This is a genomic window from Stenotrophomonas sp. Y6, assembly GCF_022436665.1.
Classification (GTDB): domain Bacteria; phylum Pseudomonadota; class Gammaproteobacteria; order Xanthomonadales; family Xanthomonadaceae; genus Stenotrophomonas; species Stenotrophomonas acidaminiphila_A.
The window spans coordinates 179,656-201,757 of record NZ_JAKUKB010000008.1; the positions used below are offsets into that span (position 1 = coordinate 179,656).

25 protein-coding genes are annotated in these 22,102 nt (G+C 70.2%); 14 read left to right on the forward strand and 11 right to left on the reverse strand.

Annotated features, from left to right (window positions below; translation table 11 throughout):
* Positions 1–28: 28 nt before the first annotated feature.
* The 6 genes from MKP15_RS10580 to zwf form a co-directional block, all read right to left on the reverse strand.
* The gene (locus MKP15_RS10580; protein ID WP_161615152.1) at positions 29–286 is read right to left on the reverse strand and encodes a DUF2789 domain-containing protein; all 258 of its coding nucleotides are present in this window, start codon (positions 284–286) and stop codon (positions 29–31) included.
* 167 nt (positions 287–453) lie between these two features.
* Positions 454–1,113, reverse strand: a complete 660-nt coding sequence (eda, locus tag MKP15_RS10585; protein ID WP_104938669.1) for a bifunctional 4-hydroxy-2-oxoglutarate aldolase/2-dehydro-3-deoxy-phosphogluconate aldolase — start codon at positions 1,111–1,113, stop codon at positions 454–456.
* Between the two features lie 42 nt (positions 1,114–1,155).
* Positions 1,156–3,072, reverse strand: a complete 1,917-nt coding sequence (edd, locus tag MKP15_RS10590) for a phosphogluconate dehydratase (RefSeq protein WP_161615150.1) — start codon at positions 3,070–3,072, stop codon at positions 1,156–1,158.
* Between the two features lie 154 nt (positions 3,073–3,226).
* Complete coding sequence (gene pgl, locus MKP15_RS10595; protein ID WP_240212682.1) at positions 3,227–3,943, reverse strand: 6-phosphogluconolactonase; 717 nt, start codon at positions 3,941–3,943, stop codon at positions 3,227–3,229.
* The gene (gene glk / locus MKP15_RS10600) at positions 3,940–4,947 is read right to left on the reverse strand and encodes a glucokinase (protein ID WP_240212683.1); all 1,008 of its coding nucleotides are present in this window, start codon (positions 4,945–4,947) and stop codon (positions 3,940–3,942) included. The genes pgl and glk overlap by 4 nt, the downstream gene beginning before the upstream one ends.
* Positions 4,944–6,383: a glucose-6-phosphate dehydrogenase gene (gene zwf / locus MKP15_RS10605; protein WP_104938671.1), complete on the reverse strand. Its 1,440-nt coding sequence runs from the start codon at positions 6,381–6,383 to the stop codon at positions 4,944–4,946. The genes glk and zwf overlap by 4 nt, the downstream gene beginning before the upstream one ends.
* A gap of 348 nt (positions 6,384–6,731) precedes the next feature.
* On the opposite strand from zwf, the gene ugpC reads away from it, so the two are divergent.
* Entirely contained in the window at positions 6,732–7,832 is a 1,101-nt protein-coding gene (gene ugpC / locus MKP15_RS10610) for a sn-glycerol-3-phosphate ABC transporter ATP-binding protein UgpC (RefSeq protein WP_240212684.1), read from the forward strand.
* Here the strand turns inward: ugpC and MKP15_RS10615 are convergent, their stop codons facing one another.
* Entirely contained in the window at positions 7,833–8,693 is an 861-nt protein-coding gene (locus MKP15_RS10615; protein WP_240212685.1) for a folate-binding protein, read from the reverse strand.
* Between the two features lie 39 nt (positions 8,694–8,732).
* Between MKP15_RS10615 and MKP15_RS10620 the strand changes: the two genes are divergently transcribed.
* The 10 genes from MKP15_RS10620 to MKP15_RS10665 all read left to right on the forward strand — a co-directional run bounded on the left by MKP15_RS10620 (position 8,733) and on the right by MKP15_RS10665 (position 15,664).
* Positions 8,733–8,906, forward strand: a complete 174-nt coding sequence (locus MKP15_RS10620; RefSeq protein ID WP_104938673.1) for a DUF1674 domain-containing protein — start codon at positions 8,733–8,735, stop codon at positions 8,904–8,906.
* A gap of 53 nt (positions 8,907–8,959) precedes the next feature.
* Positions 8,960–9,352: a succinate dehydrogenase, cytochrome b556 subunit gene (gene sdhC / locus MKP15_RS10625; protein WP_054665183.1), complete on the forward strand. Its 393-nt coding sequence runs from the start codon at positions 8,960–8,962 to the stop codon at positions 9,350–9,352.
* The gene (sdhD, locus tag MKP15_RS10630) at positions 9,349–9,732 is read left to right on the forward strand and encodes a succinate dehydrogenase, hydrophobic membrane anchor protein (protein WP_104938674.1); all 384 of its coding nucleotides are present in this window, start codon (positions 9,349–9,351) and stop codon (positions 9,730–9,732) included. The genes sdhC and sdhD overlap by 4 nt, the downstream gene beginning before the upstream one ends.
* Positions 9,733–9,735: 3 nt before the next feature.
* Positions 9,736–11,526, forward strand: a complete 1,791-nt coding sequence (sdhA, locus tag MKP15_RS10635; RefSeq protein WP_104938675.1) for a succinate dehydrogenase flavoprotein subunit — start codon at positions 9,736–9,738, stop codon at positions 11,524–11,526.
* Between the two features lie 18 nt (positions 11,527–11,544).
* Positions 11,545–12,330 (forward strand): succinate dehydrogenase iron-sulfur subunit, encoded by a 786-nt coding sequence (locus MKP15_RS10640; protein ID WP_104938676.1) that lies wholly within the window; start codon positions 11,545–11,547, stop codon positions 12,328–12,330.
* A 112-nt stretch (positions 12,331–12,442) separates the two neighbouring features.
* A complete protein-coding gene (locus tag MKP15_RS10645; RefSeq protein WP_104938677.1) occupies positions 12,443–12,697 on the forward strand; it encodes a succinate dehydrogenase assembly factor 2 in 255 nt (84 codons plus the stop codon).
* The gene (locus tag MKP15_RS10650) at positions 12,648–13,076 is read left to right on the forward strand and encodes a hypothetical protein (protein ID WP_240212686.1); all 429 of its coding nucleotides are present in this window, start codon (positions 12,648–12,650) and stop codon (positions 13,074–13,076) included. The genes MKP15_RS10645 and MKP15_RS10650 overlap by 50 nt, the downstream gene beginning before the upstream one ends.
* 44 nt (positions 13,077–13,120) lie before the next feature.
* Positions 13,121–14,362 (forward strand): lipoprotein-releasing ABC transporter permease subunit, encoded by a 1,242-nt coding sequence (locus MKP15_RS10655; protein ID WP_161615145.1) that lies wholly within the window; start codon positions 13,121–13,123, stop codon positions 14,360–14,362.
* Positions 14,355–15,065, forward strand: a complete 711-nt coding sequence (lolD, locus tag MKP15_RS10660) for a lipoprotein-releasing ABC transporter ATP-binding protein LolD (protein WP_240212687.1) — start codon at positions 14,355–14,357, stop codon at positions 15,063–15,065. Before MKP15_RS10655 ends, lolD begins: the two co-directional genes overlap by 8 nt.
* A gap of 140 nt (positions 15,066–15,205) precedes the next feature.
* Entirely contained in the window at positions 15,206–15,664 is a 459-nt protein-coding gene (locus MKP15_RS10665; protein WP_161615143.1) for a DUF6491 family protein, read from the forward strand.
* Positions 15,665–15,714: 50 nt separating this feature from the next.
* On the opposite strand, the gene MKP15_RS10670 is transcribed toward MKP15_RS10665, so the two are convergent.
* The 3 genes from MKP15_RS10670 to ftsY all read right to left on the reverse strand — a co-directional run bounded on the left by MKP15_RS10670 (position 15,715) and on the right by ftsY (position 18,383).
* Positions 15,715–15,990, reverse strand: a complete 276-nt coding sequence (locus tag MKP15_RS10670; protein ID WP_161615142.1) for an oxidative damage protection protein — start codon at positions 15,988–15,990, stop codon at positions 15,715–15,717.
* Between the two features lie 30 nt (positions 15,991–16,020).
* Positions 16,021–17,079, reverse strand: coding sequence for an A/G-specific adenine glycosylase (mutY, locus tag MKP15_RS10675; RefSeq protein WP_240212688.1), 1,059 nt, complete (start codon positions 17,077–17,079; stop codon positions 16,021–16,023).
* A 77-nt stretch (positions 17,080–17,156) separates the two neighbouring features.
* Positions 17,157–18,383, reverse strand: coding sequence for a signal recognition particle-docking protein FtsY (gene ftsY, locus MKP15_RS10680; RefSeq protein ID WP_240212689.1), 1,227 nt, complete (start codon positions 18,381–18,383; stop codon positions 17,157–17,159).
* Between the two features lie 111 nt (positions 18,384–18,494).
* On the opposite strand from ftsY, the gene MKP15_RS10685 reads away from it, so the two are divergent.
* The gene (locus MKP15_RS10685) at positions 18,495–18,794 is read left to right on the forward strand and encodes a hypothetical protein (RefSeq protein ID WP_104938685.1); all 300 of its coding nucleotides are present in this window, start codon (positions 18,495–18,497) and stop codon (positions 18,792–18,794) included.
* A 114-nt stretch (positions 18,795–18,908) separates the two neighbouring features.
* On the opposite strand, the gene htpG is transcribed toward MKP15_RS10685, so the two are convergent.
* Positions 18,909–20,807 carry a molecular chaperone HtpG gene (gene htpG, locus MKP15_RS10690; protein WP_104938686.1) on the reverse strand — a complete coding sequence of 633 codons (1,899 nt, stop codon included), beginning with the start codon at positions 20,805–20,807 and terminating at the stop codon, positions 18,909–18,911.
* Positions 20,808–20,953: 146 nt separating this feature from the next.
* On the opposite strand from htpG, the gene rsmD reads away from it, so the two are divergent.
* Entirely contained in the window at positions 20,954–21,598 is a 645-nt protein-coding gene (gene rsmD, locus MKP15_RS10695; RefSeq protein ID WP_240212690.1) for a 16S rRNA (guanine(966)-N(2))-methyltransferase RsmD, read from the forward strand.
* Complete coding sequence (coaD, locus tag MKP15_RS10700) at positions 21,595–22,101, forward strand: pantetheine-phosphate adenylyltransferase (RefSeq protein ID WP_104938688.1); 507 nt, start codon at positions 21,595–21,597, stop codon at positions 22,099–22,101. The genes rsmD and coaD overlap by 4 nt, the downstream gene beginning before the upstream one ends.
* The last annotated feature ends 1 nt before the right edge of the window (position 22,102 follow it).

A 22,102-nucleotide genomic window follows, 5' to 3' on the forward strand; every position in this document is an offset into this window, starting at 1 on the left:
GGCGACGGCGTGGCCGGGGCGCCGTCGCTCAGCCGGGGTTGCGGGCGCGGCTCGCGTCCTCGTGCAGCGCCTCGTTCAACTGGTCGACCACGATCGCCCAGGCATCGTCGCTGGCAAGCTTCTCGCGCAGGAACTGGCGCTGCCCCGCGTTCCAGAAGGGCGCCTCGCCGATGCCGGTTTCCAGCGGCAGCTGGTGGTCGCGGATGAACCCGGCGATGGCCTGTTCGCCAGCGTCCAGGCCCAGCTGGAGGAAGAGGTTGCGCATGCGCGGGGTGGTTTCGTCCATCGATCACTCGGCTCCGGGGAAAGGTCGTGCGCCATCATGACCGCAACCCTGTGTTGCCCGCGCCAAGGCCGGATGGATGCGGGCGGCATCGTGCAGGCACGCAGGCCCCATCGCAACGAAGCGAGCGGGTGCCATGCGTCGGCCGGCGCCGGCGCCGCGGCGTGCGCTCAGCCGGCGCGGACCGCGCGCACGATGGCGGCGGCGGCCGCGGCCGATTTCCTCACCGCGTCCCACTGCCCGCTGCGGATCCAGGCGTCCTGCACCATCCACGAGCCGCCGATGCAGACCACGTTCTTCTGGCCGAGGTAGTCGGCCGCGGTGGCCTCGGTGATGCCGCCGGTGGGGCACAGCTTCAGTTCGGGCATCGGCCCGGCCACGCCCTTGATCATCGCCAGTCCGCCCACGGCGGTGGCCGGGAACAGCTTGCAGACGCGGAAGCCGCGCGCCAGCAGCGCCAGCAGTTCGGTGGGCGAGGCCGCGCCCGGGACCACCGGCAGCGGCGCCCTGGCCAGCGCATCGGCCATGTGCGCCGGCGTGCCCGGGGTCACCAGGAAATCGGCGCCGACGTCGATGGCCTGGCGCATCTGTTCGACGGTCAGCACGGTGCCGGCGCCGACCACCACGTCGGGCAACTCGCGCTTGAGCATGGACAGCGCGTCCATCGCCACCGGCGTGCGCAGGGTCAGCTCGATGGCGGGCAGGCCGCCTTCGAGCAGTGCGGCGCTGACCGCGCGCGCCTGGTCGAGGGTGTGGACGGTGACGACGGGCAGGATGCCGGCGGCGGTGAGCAGGTGTTCGGCGCGGTCCTGGTGCTGGGCGATGGTCATGGCGGGTTCCGGTGGGGCGGGACGCGGCGCGTCCCGTTAGGGTCAGGCGTCCTTGGCTTCGTGCGGGGCGGCAGCCGCGGCGGCATCGTGGCCCAGTTCGTACTCGGCGTCGTACTCCCACACGCTGCCGTCGGCGCGTGCCGGGCCGCAGGAAATGGAAACGGCGCCCTGGTCGGCCGGGCCGACCACGCTGCGGTTCATCGCGAACAGGTTGCGGCCAAGGTCGTGGCCGGCCGGTGCGGTGTTGGCGGCAAGCGGGCGCGCCGCCCATTCGGCAGGGTCCACCCGTACTTCCAGGATGCCGGCCTCGCCATCCAGGCGGATGATGTCGCCTTCGCGGATGCGCGCGATCGGGCCGCCGCGGGCGGCTTCGGGGGTGACGTGGATGGCGGCGGGAATCTTGCCCGAGGCGCCGGACAGGCGCCCGTCGGTGACCAGCGCCACGCGCCGGCCCTGGTTCTGCAGCAGCCCCAGCAGCGGCGCCAGCGAATGCAGCTCCGGCATGCCGTTGGCGCGCGGTCCCTGGTAGCGCACCACGGCCACGAAATCCTGCGGCAGGGCGCCGGCGGCATGCAGCTTGTTCAGTGCCTGCGGCGCGTCCACCACCACCGCCGGCGCCTCGATCGTGCGGTACTGCGGCTTCACCGCCGACAGCTTGATCAGCGAACGGCCGATGTTGCCGCGCAGCAGGCGCAGTCCGCCCTGGGCCTCGAACGGCGCGGCGGCCGCGCGTACCACCTCGGTATCGGCGCTGTGCGCGACGGCCGGCGCGTAGACGACCTTGCCGTCGATCAGCCGCGGTTCCTGCGCATAGGCGCGCATCCCGCCTTCGGCGATGGTCGGCAGGTCGTCATGCATCAGCCCGGCGTCCATCAGTTCGCGGAACACGAAGGCCGGCCCGCCGGCCGCGGCGAAGCGGTTCACGTCGGCCTCGCCATTGGGGTAGACGCGCGCCAGCAGCGGCACGATCTGCGACAGCTGGTCCATGTCGTCCCAGGTCAGCACGATGCCGGCCGCGCGGGCCACCGCGATCCAGTGGATGGTGTGGTTGGTGGAGCCGCCGGTGGCCATCAGCGCGACGATGGCGTTGACGATGGCGCGCTCGTCGATCAGCCGCCCCAGCGGCCGGAAATCGCTGCCGAGCGCGCAGATCTCCAGCGCGCGGGCGGTGGCGGCACGGGTCAGCGCATCGCGCAGCGGCAGTTCCGGGTTGACGAACGAGGCGCCCGGCAACTGCACGCCCATCGCCTCGAGCAGCACCTGGTTGGAATTGGCGGTGCCGTAGAACGTGCAGGTGCCCGGCGCGTGATAGGAGTCGGCCTCGGCCTGCAGCAGTTCCTCGCGGGTCGCTTCGCCGGCGGCATAGCGCTCGCGCACTTCGGCCTTCTTCTTGTTGGGGATGCCCGGCGTCATCGGCCCGGCCGGCACGAACACCGCCGGCAGGTGGCCGAACGCCAGCGCGCCGATCAGCAGGCCCGGGACGATCTTGTCGCACACGCCCAGGTGCACGGTGGTGTCGAACATGTCGTGGCTCAGGCCGACGGCGGTGGCCTGGGCGATGACGTCGCGCGAGAACAGCGACAGTTCCATGCCGCCGCGGCCCTGGGTGACGCCGTCGCACATCGCCGGTACGCCGCCGGCGACCTGCGCGGTGGCGCCGAGTTCGCGCGCGGCGTCGCGGATCAGCTGCGGGTAGTGCTCGAACGGCTGGTGCGCCGACAGCATGTCGTTGTAGGCGGTGATTATGCCCAGGTTGGGGGTCACGTCGCCGCGCAGCCGGCCCTTGTCGGTCGGGCCGCAGGCGGCGAAGGCATGGGCGAGGTTGCCGCAGCTCAGGCGCGAGCGGAACGGGCCAGAGCGCAGCGCGGCCTCGATGCCCGCCAGGTACGCCGCGCGCGACGGCGCGCTGCGCTGGCGGATGCGTTCGGTGATGGCGTGGATTTTCGGATGCAGGCTCATGGCTTTTACACGCAGGGAAAGGGGGAGGGGGAAGCGGGAGGGAGGAGGCTGCGGAAGGCGGAAAGTGGAGGGCGCGGCCCATGCCGGATCATCGCCCCGGCACGCGGCAGGGCGCGTGATCCCGCACGCCCGCCGGTTCTTTCCCGGTTCGCCTTCACCCGCACCAGTGCACGCGCAGCTTCGGGCCGGGCGCGTCGATGGCGGCCAGCACCGGATAGCGATGCACGTCTCCCGAGGCGAGCGCCGCCTCCAGTACCTCGAGCTTCTGCTTGCCGCGCAGCAACAGCAGGCGGTTGCCGACGGACGCCAGCCCGCGCGGGGTCAGGGTGATGCGCAGGTGCCAGTCGCGGGCGACCGGGCAACCGCTGGCGTCCAGCGCCGCATACGGCTTGCTGCCCTGCAGGGCGCGTTCGAGGTCGCGCGAGCCCGGGAACAGCGAGGCGGTGTGGCCATCGTTGCCCATGCCCAGCACGACCAGGCAGGCCGGCTGCGAGTACTCGGCCTGCAGGTTGGCGTCATGGACGCATTCGGCCAGCGATTTGCCCACCCGCACCAGGGGGTCGAAATGCGCGCCCTCGACCCGGTTGAGGAAGCTGTGGCGCACCAGCCAGGCGTTGCTGTCGCGGTCCTGCGGCGACAGCCAGCGCTCGTCCGCCAGGCCCACTTCCACCCGCGCCCATTCCAGCGGCTGCTCGGCCAGCAGTTCGTAGACCGGGGCCGGCGTGGTGCCGCCGGACAGCAGCATGCGCGCGCGGCCGCGCTGGCCGATCTCATGGCCGAGGATCGTCGCCATCTCGCGGGCGACGTTCTCGGTCCAGGCCTCCTCGTCGGAGTGGCGGACCAGGGTGAGGCGTTCGGCGAGTGCGCTCATGCGGGTGCTCCGGATGGGGCCTGCTCCAGGTCCAGCGCGTACGCGGCCGCGCCGAGCAGGCCCGGGCAGGGGTGGACGATGGCCAGCGACGGTACCTGCGACAGGGTCGCGCTGAAACGCCCCTTGTTCTCGAAATGGCTGCGGAAGCCGGAATGGCGCAGGGACTCGAGCAGCCGCGGCACCAGGCCGCCGGTAAGGAACACGCCGTCCCAGGCGCCCTGGACCAGCACCGCGTCGCCGGCGACCGCGCCGAAGATGTCCATGAACACCTCGATCGCGCGCATGGCGACCGGGTCGCCGGCGGCGGCGCGCTCGCTGACCTGCGCCGGCTGCGGCTGGCCCGGGTCCTGGCCGGCGATCTCGCTCAGCGCGCGGTGCAGGTTGACCAGGCCCGGGCCGCAGATCAACCGCTCGTTGGAGACGCGCCCGAACTGCTGGCCCAGGATCTGCAGGATGCGGATCTGCTCGGGGGTGGTCGGCGCGAAACTGGCATGGCCGCCCTCGGTCGCCAGCGGGTAATAGCGACCATCACGGACCACCAGCCCGCCCACCCCCAGGCCGGTGCCAGGGCCGATCACGCAGTAGTTGCGTGGCTGCGACGGCGCGGCCGGCTGCCAGGGCGCACCGCCGGTTTGGACCACGTCGGCCGGTTGCAGCAGCGCCACCGACATCGCCTGGGCGACGAAGTCGTTGATCAGGTGCAGCCGCGACAGGCCCAGTTGCGCGGCGGTGCGCGAGCGCGAGATCACCCATGGATGGTTGGTGATGCGCGCCTCGTCGCCGTCCACCCGCCCGGCCACGGCGAACACCCCGCTGTGGGCCCGGGCACCGCGCTCGCGCAGGTAGCAGGCAGCGGCATCGGCCAGCGACGCGAAACGCGCCACCGGGTATTCGCCGATGCTGCCCGGGTCCAGCGGGGCGGCGGTGGAGGTGTCGGCCAGCGCGAAGCGCGCGTTGGTGCCGCCGATGTCGGCGACCAGCACGTGTCCGGCCGGGCCGCTCACAGCGCGTCGTCCGCGCGGTTGTCGGCGACGATCGCCGCGGGCAGGAACAGGTGCGCCTGCGCCGGGCCCCAGCTGCCGGCCGGATACGGCTCCATCGGCAGGTCGGCGGCCTTCCAGGCGTCGGCGACGCTGTCGATCCAGGCCCACGCCGCGCGCACTTCGTCATCGCGCACGAACAGCGCGTGGTTGCCGTTGAAGGCATCCAGGAACAGGCGCTCGTAGGCGATGCGGCGATGCAGGCCGGTGGGCACGGACAGTTCCAGCTCCAGCGGCTGCAGTTCCAGCGCGCCCCATTCCGGGCCCGCCAGCGAACTCATCAGCCCCAGCTGGATGTTCTCCTGCGGCTGCAGCTGGAAGGTCAGCCGGTTGGGCTGGGCATGGCGGCGGTCGGGGCGTTCGAACAGCCAGTGGGTGACCGGCTTGAGGTTGACCTCGATGCGGGTGGTGCGCTCGGGCAGTCGCTTGCCGGTGACCAGGTGGAACGGCACCCCGGCCCAGCGCCAGTTGTCGATATGCGCGGTGACGCCGACGAAGGTCTCGGCCTCGCTGCCTTCCGGCGGCTGATAGGCCTGTGCCGGCTGGCCATTGATGGTGCCGGCGGTGTAGCGGCCGCGCACGCTGTCCTTGGCCGCATGGCGCGCGTCGAGCGGGCGCAGTGCGCGCAGCACCTTGACCTTCTCGTCGCGGATCCGGTCCGCTTCCAGCGAGGCCGGCGGTTCCATGGCCACCAGGCACAGCAGCTGCAGGATGTGGCTCTGCACCATGTCGCGCATCGCGCCGGAGCGCGAGTAGTACGAGTCGCGGCCGTCGACGCCGTCGCTCTCGGCCACCATGATGTGTACCGATTCGATGTAATTGCGGTTCCACACCGCTTCCAGCAGGGTGTTGCCGAAGCGCAGCGCCATCAGGTTCTGCACCGCGGCCTTGCCCAGGTAATGGTCGATGCGGAACACCCGGTCCTCGTCGATCAGCGCGCCGATCGACCGCAGGATCTGCTCGGCGCTGTCGCTGTCCGAGCCGATCGGCTTTTCCAGCATCAGCCGGTGCGGCGCGGACAGCGCGCCGCCCAGGGCCAGGCCCTCGCAGGTGGAGATGTACAGCCCGGGCGGGATCGACAGGTAGCTGACGCAGTGGCGGTCGTTGAACTCACGCACCGCGTCGGCGATCGAGCCGGGGTCGCGCAGGTCGACCGAGCGGTAGTCGATGCGCCGCAGCAGGTTGTTGATGTCGTCCTGGCTGGCCTGCGGCAGGGCCTGTTCCAGGCGTGGCCGCAGGATGTCGCGGAACTTGTCGGTGTCGTGCGGCGAGAGCGCCATCGCGCGCACCCGGAAATCCTCGGGGAGCAGGCCATCGCCGAGCAGCCGCAGCAGGGAAGGGAACAGATAGCGCTGGGCCAGGTCGCCTGTGGCACCGAACAGGAGGAGGGTGTCGTGCATGGCTCGAGTTTCGTGTTCTGGTGACATCGTTGTCAATCGCCCTTCGCTATGTTCTGGTTGCTGTTCCAGTGGGGGTCCCGCAGCCGTCGGCCGCCCCTGCGCCGTGTCCGGGTGGGTGCGGCGAGCGCGCTGGGAGGGGGAGCGGTCCGCGGGTGTCGAAACCGGCCGGTGCGGGCGTCCGCCAGCGCCGCCGCGAACCATGGATGGTGCCATGGGAGAACGCTTGCGTGGCAGAATGTTTCCACTGTATTCGTATTCGAACGCGGTCGCCCCGACCGCATTGGCGACGCGCGTCGCCATCCACTTCGCCGGTCGCCGTGCGCGCGGCCGGACTGAATGAGGCAGGCGATGGCGGACGTGCGGTTTGACGGAGTGCGCAAGGTCTACGACAACGGCCAGGTCGCCGTGCATGGGGCCAGTTTCGACATCGCCGACGGCGAGCTGATGGTGCTGGTGGGGCCGTCGGGCTGCGGCAAGTCGACCTTGTTGCGGATGGTCGCGGGGCTGGAAGAGATCAGCGCCGGCACGCTGTCCATCGGCGGGCGCGTGGTCAACGACGTCGCGCCCAAGGACCGCGACATCGCCATGGTGTTCCAGAACTACGCGTTGTACCCGCACATGACCGTAGCCGAAAACCTCGCCTTCGGGCTGAAGCTGCGCGGGCACGACAAGGCCGAGATCGCGCGCCGGGTGCAGGGTGCGGCCGACATGCTGGGCCTGGGCGGAATGCTGGACAAGCTGCCGCGGGCGATGTCCGGCGGGCAGCGCCAGCGCGTGGCGCTGGGGCGGGCGCTGGTGCGCGAGCCGGCGGTGTTCCTGCTGGACGAGCCGTTGTCCAATCTCGATGCCAAGCTGCGCCACTCGGTGCGCACCGAGATCGCGCAGCTGCACCGCAAGCTCGGCACCACGATGATCTACGTCACCCACGACCAGGTCGAGGCGATGACCCTGGGCCAGCGCATCGTGGTGCTCAACGATGGCATGGTGCAGCAGATCGACACGCCGATGGCGCTGTACCAGCGCCCGGCCAACCTGTTCGTCGCCGGCTTCCTCGGCAGCCCGGCCATGAACACGCTCAAGGGGCGGTTGCAGGCGCTGGCGGGCGGGGACGTGGCGCTGGACATGGGCCAGGACGGTCGCATTCCACTCGGCCGCGCACCGGTGCCGGCTGCCTGGTCCGGGCGCGAAGTGGTGGTCGGCGTGCGCCCGGAGCACCTGCAGCCGGGCGGCGGCGACGCGGCCTTCCCGGCGCTGATCGATGGCATCGAGCCGGTCGGCAACGAAATGTTCGTCAACCTGCGCCATGCCGGCCGGCCGCTGGTGATGCGGGTACCGCCGCAGGTGCTGCCCGCCGCGGGCGCGCGGATCGACGTGGCCGTCGTTCCGGCGGCGCTGCATTTCTTCGACGTGGACAGCGGCCTGCGCCTGGACGCGGCGCAGGCGGCCTGATCAGCGCGCCAGGCCGTCGAGCAGCTCCAGGCGCTCGACCGCCGCGCCCGCCACCTCCAGGCCGCCCGCCGGCAGGTCCAGCGGCAGCACCGCCAGTGCCAGCGTGCCGGCGCTGCTGGCGACGGTGCCGATGGTCGCGCCCGCCTGGGTGACCGCGTCGCCGGGCGTGCTGGCGAGGTCGCCATGCAGCAGGGCCAGCGAGCGCTTGGCCTTGCCCAGGAAATGGGTGCGCGCCACGATTTCCTGGCCCGGGTAGCAGCCCTTCTTCACGCTGTAGGCCGCAAGCCGGTCCAGCCCCAGTTGCTGCGGCGTCCACTGTTCCTGCTGCGAGGCCTCCAGCCGTGGCAGCCCGAAGCGCAGGTCCCACTGGCGCCAGGCCAGCTCCGCGGCATCGACGTACGCGGCGGTGCCCGCCGGCACCAGGCGCAGGGTGCGCGGGTGGGCCGCGGTCCCCAGGTCCAGTTCGATGGCGCCACCGTCGAGGTGGGCGAATGCGGCGCCATGGGCGCGGGCAGGCGCCTGGAACGCGGCTTCGACGGCGAAGGCATCGGCGTGGGCAAGGGTGACCTTGCGCCTGAATACGAAGCGCCGCAGCTGTTCGGCCATGGCCTCGACGCCGCCGTCGTGGCAGAGCAGCAGGAGTTGTCCGGCATCGAGCCGCAGCAGCTGGAACACCGCCAGGACGCGGCCCTTGGCGGTCAGCCACGCATTCCACTGCCAGTGGCCGTCGGCCAGCGACGGTACGTCGTTGGCGAACTGGGCCTGGGCGAAGGCGACCGCGTCCGGGCCGGAAAGGGCCAGCACCTGGGGCCGGCGCAGTGCGCGCGTACCGCTGAAGAGGGGGGCGAGGTTGTCAGACACGTGAACGGGGACTAAAATTTGTGCGTTGCGAGACCGACCATGATAGGCCAAACAACCCCCACTCCCGAGGACGGAACCCCAGCCCCGCCGGAACCGGAGAAGCAGCCGCTTGCCGATGCCGGAACGGTACCGCAGGAAATCGGCGGACGCGGCGGACTTGATCCGGTGCGTTACGGCGATTGGGAGAAAAACGGTCGCTGCATCGATTTCTGAGCAGCGTCAGCCAACGCGGCATCCGCCGCCCAGCCGAGATAACGAGTCAGCGAATGGCGAACAGACCCCGCCCCCTTTCTCCGCACCTGCAGGTGTATCGCTGGCAGATCCAGATGGCCACCTCGATCCTGCATCGAGCCACCGGCATCGTTCTGTCCGTCGGAGCCCTGATCATTGCCGGCGGCCTGCTCGCCCTGATGATGGGCCCCGAGTCCTGGAACTGCTTCACCACCCATGCCAGCGCCTGGTACGGCAAGGTGATCCTGTTCGGCTGGACCTGGTGCTTCGCCTATCACCTGTGCAATGGCATCCGCCACATCGTCCAGGACTTCGCCATCGGCTACAGCAAGCCGACCTTCATCCGCAGCAGCTGGCTGTCGGTGATCGGCTCGCTGGTCATCACCGCGCTGGTCTGGGCCTACGTCTGCTTCGGAGGCGCCGCATGAACAATTTCCGCACCCCGCTGAAGAACGCGCGCGGCCTCGGCAGCGCCAAGTCCGGCACCATGCACTTCATCCACCAGCGCCTGACCGCCACCGCGCTGGTGGCGCTGACCCTGTGGTTCCTGTGCTTCGTGCTGAGCCTGATCGGCGCCGACTACGTCACCGCCGTCACCGCCGTGGCCAAGCCGTGGAACGCGATCGCCCTGGTCGGCTTCCTGGTGGCCATGTTCTGGCACGCCCAGCTCGGCCTGCAGGTCGTGCTCGAAGACTACATCCACAATTCGCTGCTGGCCCTGGCCCTGCAGACCTCGGTCAAGTTCGTCGCCGTGCTCGGCGCGATCGTCAGCATCTTCGCGGTCGCCCGCGTCGCGCTTGGGAACTGATACATGTCCGCTTACAACATCACTGAACACAAGGTCGACATGGTGGTCGTCGGCGCCGGCGGCGCCGGCCTGCGCGCGACCTTCGGCCTGGCCCAGAAGGGCCTGCAGACCGTGTGCATCACCAAGGTCTTCCCGACCCGCTCGCACACCGTGGCGGCGCAGGGTGGCATTTCCGCCGCGCTGGGCAACATGGGCGAGGACGACTGGCGCTACCACTTCTACGACACCATCAAGGGCTCGGACTGGCTGGGCGACCAGGATGCGATCGAGTACATGGTGCGCGAGGCGATCCCGGCGATCATCGAGCTGGAACACTACGGCGTTCCGTTCAGCCGCACCGAGGACGGCAAGATCTACCAGCGCCCGTTCGGCGGCATGACCACCAAGTACGGCGAAGGCCCGTCCGCGCAGCGCACCTGCGCCGCCGCCGACCGTACCGGCCACGCCATGCTGCACACCCTGTACCAGCAGTCGCTGGCGCACAACGCGCGCTTCATGATCGAGTACTTCGCGCTCGACCTGATTTTCGACGAAGAGGGTGTGTGCCGCGGCGTGCTGGCGCTGGACATGGCCGAGGGCACCCTGCACCTGTTCCGCGCCCATGGCGTGGTGCTGGCCACCGGCGGCTACGGCCGCGCCTATTTCAGCGCCACCTCGGCGCACACCTGTACCGGTGACGGCGGCGGCCTGGTGGCCCGTGCCGGGCTGCCGCTGCAGGACATGGAGTTCGTGCAGTTCCACCCGACCGGCATCTACGGCGCCGGCTGCCTGATCACCGAGGGCGTGCGCGGCGAAGGCGGCATCCTGCGCAACAGCAGCGGCGAGCGCTTCATGGAACGCTACGCACCGCATTACAAGGACCTGGCCTCGCGCGACGTGGTCAGCCGTTCGATGACCATCGAGATCCGCGAAGGCCGCGGCGTCGGCGAGCACAAGGACCACATCCTGCTCGACCTGACCCACCTGGGCCCGGGCGTGATCGACGAGAAGCTGCCGGGCATCGCCGAGAGCGCGCGGATCTTCGCCGGCGTCGACGTGCACAAGCAGCCGATCCCGGTGATCCCGACCGTGCACTACAACATGGGTGGCATCCCGACCAACTACCACGGCGAAGTGGTGCGCAAGGTCGGCGACAACCCGGATGCGGTGGTGCCGGGCCTGTACGCCATCGGCGAGGCGGCCTGCGTGTCGGTGCACGGCGCCAACCGCCTGGGCTCCAACTCGCTGCTGGACCTGGTGGTGTTCGGCCGCGCGGTGGCCAACCGCTGCGCCGAGACGATCAAGCCGGGCGCGCCGCACAAGACCCTGGGTTCGGATGCCTGCGACAAGGCGCTGGGCCTGCTGGACAAGCTGCGCCACGCCAATGGCGACACCCCGACCGCCGTGATCCGCGACCGCATGCAGCGCACCATGCAGGCCGACGCCGCGGTGTTCCGCACCAGCAAGACGCTGGCCGAAGGCTGCGCGAAGATGGCCGAGGTGTTCGATTCGTTCCAGGACGTCAAGGTTTCCGACCGCTCGCTGGTCTGGAACTCGGACCTGATCGAGACCTACGAGCTCAACAACCTGCTGCTCAACGCCGTGGCCACCATCAATTCGGCCGAGCAGCGCAAGGAAAGCCGCGGCGCGCACGCGCACGAGGACTATCCGGAGCGCGACGACGCCAACTGGATGAAGCACACGCTGGTCACCGTCGACGAGAAGGGCAAGTGCAGCTTCGACTACCGTCCGGTGCACATGTACACGCTCACCGACGACGTCGCCGTCGTGCCGCCGAAGCCGCGCGTCTACTGATCCGGGGAACCTACGAACATGGCTGAATTTGCACTCCCGAAGAACTCCCGGATCACCCAGGGCAAGCACTTCCCCGCCAAGAGCGGCGGCAAGAACGTGCGCACCTTCAAGATCTACCGCTGGAGTCCGGACGACGACCAGAACCCGCGTACCGACACCTACGAGGTCGACCTCGACGCGTGCGGCCCGATGGTCCTGGACGCGCTGATCAAGATCAAGAACGAGATCGACCCGACCCTGACCTTCCGCCGGTCCTGCCGCGAGGGCATCTGCGGTTCGTGCGCGATGAACATCGACGGCACCAACACGCTGGCCTGCACCCGCGCCATCGCCGACTGCACCAAGGCCGAGGTGCCGATCTACCCGCTGCCGCACATGGACGTGGTCAAGGACCTGGTGCCGGACCTGACCCACTTCTACGCGCAGTACGCGTCGATCAAGCCGTGGATCCGCACCCAGACCCCGGCGCCGTCGGACCGCGAGCGGCTGCAGTCGCCGGAAGACCGCAAGAAGCTCGACGGCCTGTACGAGTGCATCCTGTGCGCCTGCTGCTCGACCAGCTGCCCGAGCTACTGGTGGAACGGCGAGCGCTACCTGGGCCCGGCGATCCTGCTGCAGGCCTACCGCTGGATCATCGATTCGCGCGACGAGGACACCGGTGCACGCCTGGACGATCTGGAGGATCCGTTCAAGCTGTACCGCTGCCACACCATCATGAACTGCGCCCGGACCTGCCCGAAGGGGCTGAACCCGGCGCTGGCGATCGCCGAGATCAAGAAGTTGATGATGGCGCGCCGCGCCTGATGCGCCGGCCCGCGCGATGCCCCGCGCATCGCGGCCATGGCGGCACCGGTCCCTCTGGCCGGTGCCGTCTTCGTTTACGCCACGGTCCGGCCGTGGCATCGGCAGGTGAGCGATGAGCCCTGAAGACGAGATCGAACTGAAGAAGCTGCGCTGGCGCTGCCGACGCGGCATGCGCGAGCTGGACCAGCTGTTCGGGCGCTATCTTGACCAGCGCTGGGGGCAGGCGCCGACAGCCGAGCGCGCTGTTTTCCTGCAGTTGCTGGAAACCGAAGACGACAAACTGTGGCGCTGGTCCATGGGCTACGAGGCCTGTCCCGATGCGCAGCAGGCGGCCCTGCTGGACTATATCCGCACCCTTCCGCTGTGAGTGGCGGCCCTCGCGCTGGCAGGCCGGCGCGATGTGCCTGCTGGGCCTGCTGGGCGCCATCGCGCTGTTGAACTGCGGGCTCGCGCGGGCCGTTGCATGGCCGGCGGCGCTGCTGGCCGTAGGCCACGGGCTGGGCATGGCGCGGCGCGGGCTGCGCCAGCCGGTGCGGCGGCTGCGGGTGCCGCTCGCGCCGGCTGCGGCCGAGGTCGACGGCGGCGCGGTCCAGGCGCTTGAGCTGCTCGAGCGCGGCCCGCTGCTGGTGCTGCGCTGGCGCAGTGGCGGGCGACGCGGGCAGCTGCTGTTCTGGCCGGACACGCTGCCCCGCGCCGGTCGACGTGAACTGCGACTGGCCGTGCGCGCCCATGCCGTTTCCCGTTAGCCGGCGGGAATGGCAACATGGCGCCACTCCATCGGCACACGCGCATGTTCAGACCCTTACCCGTCGCAATCGGATTGCGCTATCTGCGGGCCAAGCGCCGCAACGGCTTCATCTCCTTCATCTCCATGGCCTCGATCCTCGGCATCGCGCTCGGGGTCACCGTGCTGATCACCACGCTGGCGGTGATGAGCGGTTTCCAGAAGGAAATCCGCGACCGTCTGCTGCAGATGTCCGCCCACGCCACGGTCAGCGCCGATGGCGCGCCGATGCGCAACTGGCAGCACGCGGTGGACGTGGCCAGCCGCGACCCGCGCGTGGCCGGTGCCGCGCCCTACATCGAGATCCAGGGCATGCTGGCCGGCCCGCGGGTGCAGGGCGCGATCGTGCAGGGCGTGGACCCGGCGCTCGAACCGAAGGTATCGGTGCTGGGCGAAAAGATGCAGAAGGGCGCGCTGGACAGCCTGCAGCCGGGCGGGTTCAACATCCTGCTCGGCAAGGAGCTGGCGTTGTGGCTGGGCGTGGACGTGGGCGACAGCGTGGTGGCGACGCTGGCCGAGATCCAGGGCACCCCGGTCGGGGCGATGGCGCGGACCAAGCGCTTCAAGGTCAGCGGCATCTTCGAGGCCGGCTCCAACGAGATCGACCGCGGCGTGGCGTTCGTCAACATGCAGGACCTGGAACGGGTGCTGCGGGTGGACGGGGTCACCGGCGTGCGCCTGAAGCTGCACGACATGGACCAGGCCTATACCGTGGCGCGCGACCTGGCGCTGAACCTGGAGGGCATGTACCGGGTCAGCGACTGGACCCAGGAGAACGCCAACCTCTACCACTCGCTGCGCATGGAAAAGACGGTGATGGGCATCCTGCTGTCGCTGATCGTGGCGATGGGCGCGTTCAACCTGGTGTCCTCGCAGGTGATGCTGGTGACCGACAAGCAGGCCGACATCGCGATCCTGCGCACGCTGGGGCTGACCCCGCGCGGGGTGATGCAGGTGTTCATGGTGCAGGGCAGCCTGATCGGGCTGATGGGCACGGTGGCCGGCGTGATCGGCGGCATCACCCTGACGCTCAACCTGGAGCGCATCCTCGGCCTGATCGAATCGACCTTCGACATCAAGCTGCTGCCCGAGGACGTGTACTACATCACCGGCCTGCCGACCGACATGCAGACCGGCGACATCGTGGTGATCACCGCGGTGGCGCTGCTGATGAGTTTCCTGGCAACGCTGTACCCGGCCTGGCGCGCGGCGCGCACCCAGCCGGCGGAGGCGCTGCGCTATGAATGAGAACGCGACCATGGAATCGGTGATACGTGCCGAGGGGCTGGCCAAGACCTACGCCGAAGGGCGCATGCGCACGCCGGTGTTCGACGGGCTCGAACTGGACGTGGCGCCGGGCGAGACGGTGGCCATCGTCGGTGCCTCCGGCGCCGGCAAGAGCACCCTGCTGCACCTGCTCGGCGGGCTCGACGTGCCGACCGCCGGCGAGGTGTACGTGGCCGGCCAGCGCATGTCGGCCCTGTCCGACGCGCAGCGCGGGCGCCTGCGCAACACTTCGCTGGGCTTCGTCTACCAGTTCCACCACCTGCTGCCGGAGTTCACCGCGCTGGAGAACGTGATGATGCCGGTGGTGCTCGGCGGTGCCGATATTGCCGATGCCCAGCAGCGCGCGCGTGCACTGCTGGAATCGGTCGGGCTGGGGCACCGGCTGGAGCACAAGCCCGGCGAGCTGTCCGGCGGCGAACGCCAGCGCGCGGCGGTGGCGCGGGCCCTGGTGAACCGGCCCGCCTGCGTGCTCGGCGACGAGCCCACCGGCAACCTGGACGACAAGACCGCGGCCACGGTGTTCGACCTGATGCTGGAATTGAACCGCGCCCAGCGCACCAGCCTGGTCCTGGTCACCCATGACCGCGGCCTGGCGCGGCGCCTGGACCGGGTACTCGAACTGCGCCAGGCGCGGCTCCATCCGCTGGCGCACAGCGACGTCTGAGGCCCATCCCGCCCGCCCCCCTCCGGCGGCGGGGCGGGCCGCCTGATCCGGCCGCCGGCTGAACAGGCCGCGTCGGCTCGCTTGCGCGTCACCGGCTGCGGTGCAAGATGGCGAAGGTATTCCCGAACAGGAGGTGTGTCATGAAACGTCTGGCAATGGTCTTGTTCGCCGTCGCCGCGCTGGCCGGCTGCGCCACCACCGGCAAGCTGTCCAGCAGCGAGCGGCTGCAGCTGTACCGCGCCCATGCCGGCGCGCCGGTGAAGGATTTCCAGTACTTCGGGTCGCTCAACGGCTGGACCGAGCTCGGCGACAGCGCGCTGGCGGTATGGACCAAGCCCAACGAGGCCTGGCTGTTGAACCTGAGCGGCCCGTGCATGGACCTGTCCTATGCCCCGGCGATCAGCGTCACCAACATGATGGGCCGGGTATCGGCCAAGTTCGACCGCGTGATCGTGCTCGGCGGTGGCCCGGGCCTGACGCGCATGCCGTGCCGGATCGATACCATCCAGCCGCTCGACGTGAAGGCGCTGCGCACGTCGGAGAAGGAGCTGCGCGAGGCCAAGATCGAGGCGCGTGCCGAGGACCCGTCCCGCGACTGAGCCGGCCGTGGCAGCAGCGAGGGGGCTGGCAGCAGCCCCCTCGGGCAGTATCAGGGGGCGTCCGGGGCGACGTAGCCAGCGGGCTTTTCCGCGCCGCCGCCGAACAGGAACTTGACCAGCTCTTCCTCCAGGAACGCGCGGTGCTTCGGGTCGCGTGGCGACAGCCGGTTCTCGTTGATCAGCATGGTCTGGTGCGCCAGCCACGCCGCCCAGGCCTGCTTGCCGACGTTGGCGAAGATGCGCTGGCCCAGTTCGCCGGGGTAGGGCACGAAGTCCAGGCCTTCGGTTTCGCGTTGTTCGTACTGGCAGAAGACGGAGCGTGGCATGCGGGGTTCCTGTCGGTGGAGCGGGCCGCCTCAGTGGCGGTCGAGCAGCTTGCGGATGGGCGCCGGCAGCCCCAGCGAGGGCAGCTCGGCGCGGGCGACCCAGCGCAGGTCGGCATTGTCGCCCACGCGCGGGCGCGGGGCGACCCTGCGCAGGTGCAGCGGCTGCAGGTGCAGCCGGTAGTGGCTGAAGGTATGGACGATCAGCGGCAGCTCGTCGGCGGCGTCGTAGTCGCCGTCGATGTGGCTGGCGAACCAGGCGCGCAGCGCGGCATCGGTGTCGGCCTGCGGCAGCGTCCACAACGAGGCCCAGATGCCGGTGGGCGGCCGCTTGCACAACAGGATGCGGCCCTGGCTGTCCTCCAGCAGCAGCGCGCTGGCCTCGCGCTCGGGCAACACCTTGCCGGGCTTTGGCGTCGGCAGTGAATCCACCTGTCCCTGCGCATGTGCCGCGCAGCCATCCCGCACCGGGCACAGGCTGCAGGCGGGGTTGGCGCGGCTGCACAGGGTGGCACCGAAGTCCATCTGCGCCTGGGTCCAGTCGGCCATGCGTCCCGGCGGCACCTGCGCCACGTGCTGCGCGGCCAGTACCCACAACTGCTTTTCGACGGCGGGCAGGCCGGGGTGGCCGGCGATGCCGTGGTAGCGGGTGAGCGCGCGTTTGACGTTGCCGTCGAGGATGGGAAACGGGTCGTTCCAGGCCTGGCTGAGGATGGCGCCGGCGGTGCTGCGGCCGATGCCCGGCAGCGCCAGCAGCGCTTGCGGATCGCGCGGCAGGTCGCCGCCATGCAGCTCCACGCAGCGAAGGGCCGCGGCGTGCAGGTTGCGGGCGCGGGCGTAGTAGCCCAGCCCGGCCCAGTGCGCCATCACCGCGTCGTCGTCCGCCGCGGCGAGGTCGGGCAGGGACGGGAACGACTGCACGAAGCGCTGGAAATACGGAATGACCGTGGCCACCTGGGTCTGCTGCAGCATGATTTCCGACAGCCACACCCGGTAGGGCGTGCGCGGATGCTGCCAGGGCAGGTCATGGCGGCCGTGGCGGTCGAACCAGTCGAGCAGGCGCGGGGAAAAGGCATCGGTGGACGGGCGCATGCGCGCACCCGCACCCGTGCCGGGAGTTGCATCGGTGGCGCCGGCCACGATGCCCGACGCCGCTCCTGCGCGGGCCATCAGTTGCCCAGCGCCTCCGGCAGCAGTGCATCGACGAAGGCTTCCGGGTCGAATACGCGCAGGTCTTCCGGGCGCTCGCCGATGCCGGCGAAGCGGATCGGAATGCCGAACTCGCGCGCCAGCGCGAACACCACGCCGCCCTTGGCGGTGCCGTCGAGCTTGGTCACCACCAGCCCGGTGACGCCAGCGGCGGCATGGAACTGGCGCAACTGGTTCAGCGCGTTCTGGCCGGTGGTGCCGTCGATCACCATCAGCACCTCATGCGGCGCGCTGGGGTCGATCTTGCCCAGTACGCGGCGGATCTTGCTCAGCTCGTTCATCAGCCCGGCCTGGGTGTGCAGGCGGCCGGCGGTGTCGGCGATCAGCACGCTGGTGCCGCGGGCCTTGCCGGCCTGCAGTGCGTCGAACGCCACCGATGCCGCGTCGGCGTTCTGGCCCTGGGCGATCACCGCCACGCCGTTGCGCTCGCCCCACACCTGCAACTGCGCCACCGCGGCGGCGCGGAAGGTATCGCCGGCGGCCAGCATCAGGCTGTGGCCCTCGTCCTTGAAGCGCTTGGCCAGCTTGCCGATGGTGGTGGTCTTGCCGACGCCGTTGACGCCCACGGTGAGGATCACGAACGGCCTGGCGTCGCGGTCGATGACCAGTGGCCGGGCCACGGGCTGCAGCAGCGCGATCAGGTCGGCGCGCAGCGCGGCGAGCAGCGCGTTGGCGTCGGCGAACTCGCGCGATTTCATGCGCCGGCGCAGGTCTTCGACCAGCGCGGTGGTGGCTGGCACGCCGACGTCGGCGGTCAGCAGCGCGGTCTCGATCTCGTCGAGCAGGTCGTCGTCCAGCCGCGGGTTGCGCGAGAACAGGCCGCCAAAGCTGCGGGCGAAGGCGCTGTTGCGCAGGCGGTCACGCCAGCCGGGCTTGCCCGCCGGGGCGGCCGGGGCGGCGTTGGCCGGGATCAGGCCCGCGTCGGTGGCATCCACGGCCGTCGTCGCTGCAGCGGTCCCGGCCGCCGCGGAGGGTGCGGTGCTGTCTGCGACAGGCGCGGGCGCGGTGATGGCGGGCGCGGGCGCCACGGGGTCCAGGGCCGGCGCCGGGTCAGCGGCGGGCGCCGCGTCGGCGGGGTCGGCCGCCGGCGCGGGCAGGGCGGAGGCCAGCTCCTCGGCGCTGAATTGCGGGGGCTTGCCGACCGCGGGGGCGTCCTGCGGCTTCTTGCGACGGAAAAAACTGAGCATGGATGAGAAAAACCGGGGCAGGGCCACATGCTACCACCGGCGCTGGCGGCGGCCGGTCCGCAGCGGCGGAAAACGGGCTAAAGTCGGCGCCTGGCAGGCCGATGACAAGGCATGAACGCGATTCCCTCGATTGCCGCCTCCGGCATGCGCGTGGCCGTGATGGGCGTGCGCGTGGCGGCGCAGAATATCGCCGTGCAACCGGTGCAGCCGGTGGGGCCGCGGCAGGTGCTGGCGGTGCAGACCCTTGCCGGTGGCGGCGCCAGCGCGCGGGTGTCCGCGGGCGAGGGGGCGCCGGACCTGGCCGCCGACCTGCTGGCGGCCAGGACCTATGAAGTGGCCTTTGCCGCCAACGCGGTGGTGATCCGGCGCAACAGCGAAATGCTGGGGACGCTGTTCGACGCGTTCGCCTGACCACCCGGCTTGCGCCGCGTGCGGGTGGCGCGGCCGGCGTCACGCCCGCGGGCAGGGCGCGGATGGACGCCCTGCCGCGACCGGCCCCCTCCGCCGCGGAGGGGGCGCCCGGCCTCAGGCCGACAGTTCCAGCAGCAGCTTGTTGAGCCGGCGCACGTAAGCGGCCGGGTCCTTCAGGCCGTCGCCGGCGGCCAGCGCGGCCTGGTCGAACAGCACCCGCGCCAGGTCGCTGAAGCGGTCCATGTCCGGCTCGGCGTCCAGCTTCTCGATCAGCGGGTGCGCCGGGTTGAACTCGAACACCGGCCTGCTCTCGGGCACCTTCTGCCCGCTGGCTTCCAGGATCTGCCGCATCTGCAGGCCCAGGTCCTGCTCGCCGATGGCCAGGATCGCCGGCGAATCGGTCAGGCGGTGGGAGACGCGCACCTCGGCCACGTCCTCGCCCAGCGCGGTCTTGATGCGCGTGGCCAGCCCTTCCTTGGCCTTGGCGGCTTCCTCCTGCGCCTTCTTCTCTTCCTCCGAGTCCAGCGTGCCCAGGTCCAGGTCGCCACGGGCCACGTCCACGAACGACTTGCCGTCGAATTCGTGCAGGTAGTTCATCAGCCACTCGTCGATGCGGTCGGTCATCAACAGCACCTCGATGCCCTTCTTGCGGAACACCTCCAGGTGCGGGCTGTCCTTGACCTGCAGGTAGCTCTCGCCGGTGAGGTAGTAGATCTTGTCCTGGCCCTGGACCATGCGGCCGACGTAGTCGGCCAGCGCCACGTCCTGCGCGCCGTCGCTGCCATGGGTGGAGGCGAAGCGCAGCAGCCCGGCGATCTTCTCGCGGTTGTTGAAGTCCTCGGCGGGGCCTTCCTTCAGCACCTGGCCGAATTCCTTCCAGAAGCGCTGGTAATCGGCCGGGGCGTCCTTGGCCAGCTTCTCCAGCATGTCCAGTGCGCGCCTGGTCAGCGCCGACTTCATCGAGTCGATCACCGGCCCGGACTGCAGGATCTCGCGCGAAACGTTCAGCGGCAGGTCGCTGGAGTCGACCACGCCCTTGATGAAGCGCAGGTACAGCGGCAGGAACTGCTCGGCCTGGTCCATGATGAAGACGCGCTGCACGTACAGCTTCAGGCCCTTGGCGGCGTCGCGGTGGTACAGGTCGAACGGCGCGCGGCCGGGGGTGTACAGCAGCGAGGTGTATTCCAGCTTGCCCTCGACCCGGTTGTGGCTCCACGCCAGCGGGTCGGTGAAGTCATGGGCGATGTGCTTGTAGAACTCCTGGTACTCGGCGTCGCTGACCTCGGACTTGGGCCGGGTCCACAGCGCGTTGGCCTTGTTGACCGCTTCCCACTCCGCCGCCGCCGGCGCCTCGTCGCCAGTGGCCTGCTTGTGCATTTCGATCGGCAGGCCGATGTGGTCGGAGTACTTCTTGACCAGGCTGCGCAGCTTCCAGCCATCGGCGAAGCCTTCCTCGCCGTCCTTGAGGTGCAGCACGATGCGGGTGCCGCGTTCGGGCTTGTCGATGGTGGCGACCTCGAACTCGCCTTCGCCGCGCGAGGACCAGTGCACGCCCTCGCTGGCCGGCAGCCCGGCGCGGCGGCTGTAGACGTCGACCTGGTCGGCGACGATGAAGGCCGAATAGAAGCCCACGCCGAACTGGCCGATCAGGTTGGCGTCCTTCTTCTGGTCGCCGGACAGGTTCTTCAGGAAGTCGGCGGTGCCCGACTTGGCGATGGTGCCCAGGTGCGCCACGGCTTCGTCGCGGCTCAGGCCGATGCCGTTGTCGTCGATGGTCAGGGTGCGCGCGGCCGGGTCGGCCTCGATGCGGATGCGCAGCGCGCCGTCGCCTTCCAGCAGTTCCGGCCGGGTCAACGCCTCGAAACGCAGCTTGTCGGCGGCATCGGCGGCGTTGGAGACCAGCTCGCGCAGGAAGATTTCCTTGTTCGAGTACAGCGAGTGGATCATCAGGTGCAGCAGCTGCTTCACCTCGGTCTGGAAACCGCGGGTTTCCTTGTGGGCTTCGGCGGTCATCGTCGGGTTCGCTCCATGGTTGCCAGGCCGCGCGCGGGCGGCCGATGGCCTCACGGATGTGGGCCGGGCGGCGGATTTCAAGTCCGCGGGCGCGGGAAGAGGGCGGGTTCGGCTTATCATGCGGGCCCGTTTCCGCCGCCATTCGCATGCCCCGTTCCCCGCGATCTCCCGCTCCGACCTCCCGCCGTCCCGCGCATGGCGGGGACGGGCAGGTGCGCATCATCGGCGGCCGCTGGCGCAATACGCGGCTGCAGGTGCCGTCGCTGGACGGCCTGCGCCCGACCAGCGACCGGGTGCGCGAGACCCTGTTCAACTGGCTGATGCCGAAACTGCCCGGTGCGCGCGTACTGGATCTGTTCGCCGGCAGCGGCGCGCTGGGGCTCGAGGCGGTGTCGCGCGGCGCCGCTTCGGCGCAGCTGGTGGAACGCGACCCCGCGCTGGCCGCGGCGCTGCGCGGCGTGGTCGAGCGGCTGGGCGCCGCTGCGCAGGTGCAGGTCGCCGCCGGCGATGCGCTGCGCTGGCTGGAAACCGCCGCGCCGATGCAGGCCGACATCGTGTTCATGGATCCGCCGTTCGCCGCCGGCCTGTGGGCGCAGGTGTTCGAGCGGCTGCCGCGGCACCTGGCCGCGGATGCGTGGCTGTACGTGGAGGCGCCCGCGGCCGCGGCGCCGCTTCCGCCCGCGGACTGGCGCCTGCACCGCGAGGGCGCCACCCGCGATGTCGGCTATGCCCTGTACGTTCGCGCCGCTGCTACACTCCGCGGTGACCTGAACGCGACTCCGTCCGCATGACCCCGTCCAACCCGCGCATTGCCGTCTATCCGGGCACGTTCGACCCGATCACCAATGGTCACATCGACCTGGTGCACCGGGCCGCGCCGCTGTTCGAGAAGATCGTGGTCGGCGTGGCGCAGAGCCCGTCCAAGGGGCCGACGCTGCCGCTGGCGCTGCGCGTGGAGCTGGCGCGCGAGGCGCTGGCCCGCCATGACAACGTCGAGGTGGTCGGTTTCGACACCCTGCTGGCGCATTTCGTGCGCTCGGTGCATGCCGGGGTGCTGCTGCGCGGCCTGCGCGCGGTGTCCGATTTCGAATATGAATTCCAGATGGCGAGCATGAACCGCCACCTGATCCCGGAGGTCGAGACCCTGTTCCTGACCCCGTCCGAACAGCACAGCTTCATTTCTTCCTCGCTGGTGCGCGAAATCGCCCGGCTGGGAGGCGACGTGTCCGGTTTCGTGCCGGCCACGGTGCTCGAAGCGCTGCGCAGGGCCCGCGAATCCCGCGCTGGCGCCTGAC

Coding starts and splice junctions, on each gene's coding strand:
- mutY (WP_240212688.1), bottom strand. CDS start 17,079: ATGCGCCCGTCCACCGATGCCTTTTCCCCGCGCCTGCTCGACTGGTTC.
- MKP15_RS10670 (WP_161615142.1), bottom strand. CDS start 15,990: ATGCCACGCTCCGTCTTCTGCCAGTACGAACAACGCGAAACCGAAGGC.
- eda (WP_104938669.1), bottom strand. CDS start 1,113: ATGACCATCGCCCAGCACCAGGACCGCGCCGAACACCTGCTCACCGCC.
- pgl (WP_240212682.1), bottom strand. CDS start 3,943: ATGAGCGCACTCGCCGAACGCCTCACCCTGGTCCGCCACTCCGACGAG.
- sdhC (WP_054665183.1), top strand. CDS start 8,960: ATGGCGAACAGACCCCGCCCCCTTTCTCCGCACCTGCAGGTGTATCGC.
- coaD (WP_104938688.1), top strand. CDS start 21,595: ATGACCCCGTCCAACCCGCGCATTGCCGTCTATCCGGGCACGTTCGAC.
- lolD (WP_240212687.1), top strand. CDS start 14,355: ATGAATGAGAACGCGACCATGGAATCGGTGATACGTGCCGAGGGGCTG.
- ugpC (WP_240212684.1), top strand. CDS start 6,732: ATGGCGGACGTGCGGTTTGACGGAGTGCGCAAGGTCTACGACAACGGC.
- sdhD (WP_104938674.1), top strand. CDS start 9,349: ATGAACAATTTCCGCACCCCGCTGAAGAACGCGCGCGGCCTCGGCAGC.
- rsmD (WP_240212690.1), top strand. CDS start 20,954: ATGCCCCGTTCCCCGCGATCTCCCGCTCCGACCTCCCGCCGTCCCGCG.
- MKP15_RS10655 (WP_161615145.1), top strand. CDS start 13,121: ATGTTCAGACCCTTACCCGTCGCAATCGGATTGCGCTATCTGCGGGCC.
- ftsY (WP_240212689.1), bottom strand. CDS start 18,383: ATGCTCAGTTTTTTCCGTCGCAAGAAGCCGCAGGACGCCCCCGCGGTC.
- sdhA (WP_104938675.1), top strand. CDS start 9,736: ATGTCCGCTTACAACATCACTGAACACAAGGTCGACATGGTGGTCGTC.
- MKP15_RS10650 (WP_240212686.1), top strand. CDS start 12,648: ATGCGCAGCAGGCGGCCCTGCTGGACTATATCCGCACCCTTCCGCTGT.
- edd (WP_161615150.1), bottom strand. CDS start 3,072: ATGAGCCTGCATCCGAAAATCCACGCCATCACCGAACGCATCCGCCAG.
- zwf (WP_104938671.1), bottom strand. CDS start 6,383: ATGCACGACACCCTCCTCCTGTTCGGTGCCACAGGCGACCTGGCCCAG.
- MKP15_RS10640 (WP_104938676.1), top strand. CDS start 11,545: ATGGCTGAATTTGCACTCCCGAAGAACTCCCGGATCACCCAGGGCAAG.
- MKP15_RS10620 (WP_104938673.1), top strand. CDS start 8,733: ATGATAGGCCAAACAACCCCCACTCCCGAGGACGGAACCCCAGCCCCG.
- MKP15_RS10580 (WP_161615152.1), bottom strand. CDS start 286: ATGGACGAAACCACCCCGCGCATGCGCAACCTCTTCCTCCAGCTGGGC.
- MKP15_RS10685 (WP_104938685.1), top strand. CDS start 18,495: ATGAACGCGATTCCCTCGATTGCCGCCTCCGGCATGCGCGTGGCCGTG.
- htpG (WP_104938686.1), bottom strand. CDS start 20,807: ATGACCGCCGAAGCCCACAAGGAAACCCGCGGTTTCCAGACCGAGGTG.
- MKP15_RS10665 (WP_161615143.1), top strand. CDS start 15,206: ATGAAACGTCTGGCAATGGTCTTGTTCGCCGTCGCCGCGCTGGCCGGC.
- MKP15_RS10645 (WP_104938677.1), top strand. CDS start 12,443: ATGAGCCCTGAAGACGAGATCGAACTGAAGAAGCTGCGCTGGCGCTGC.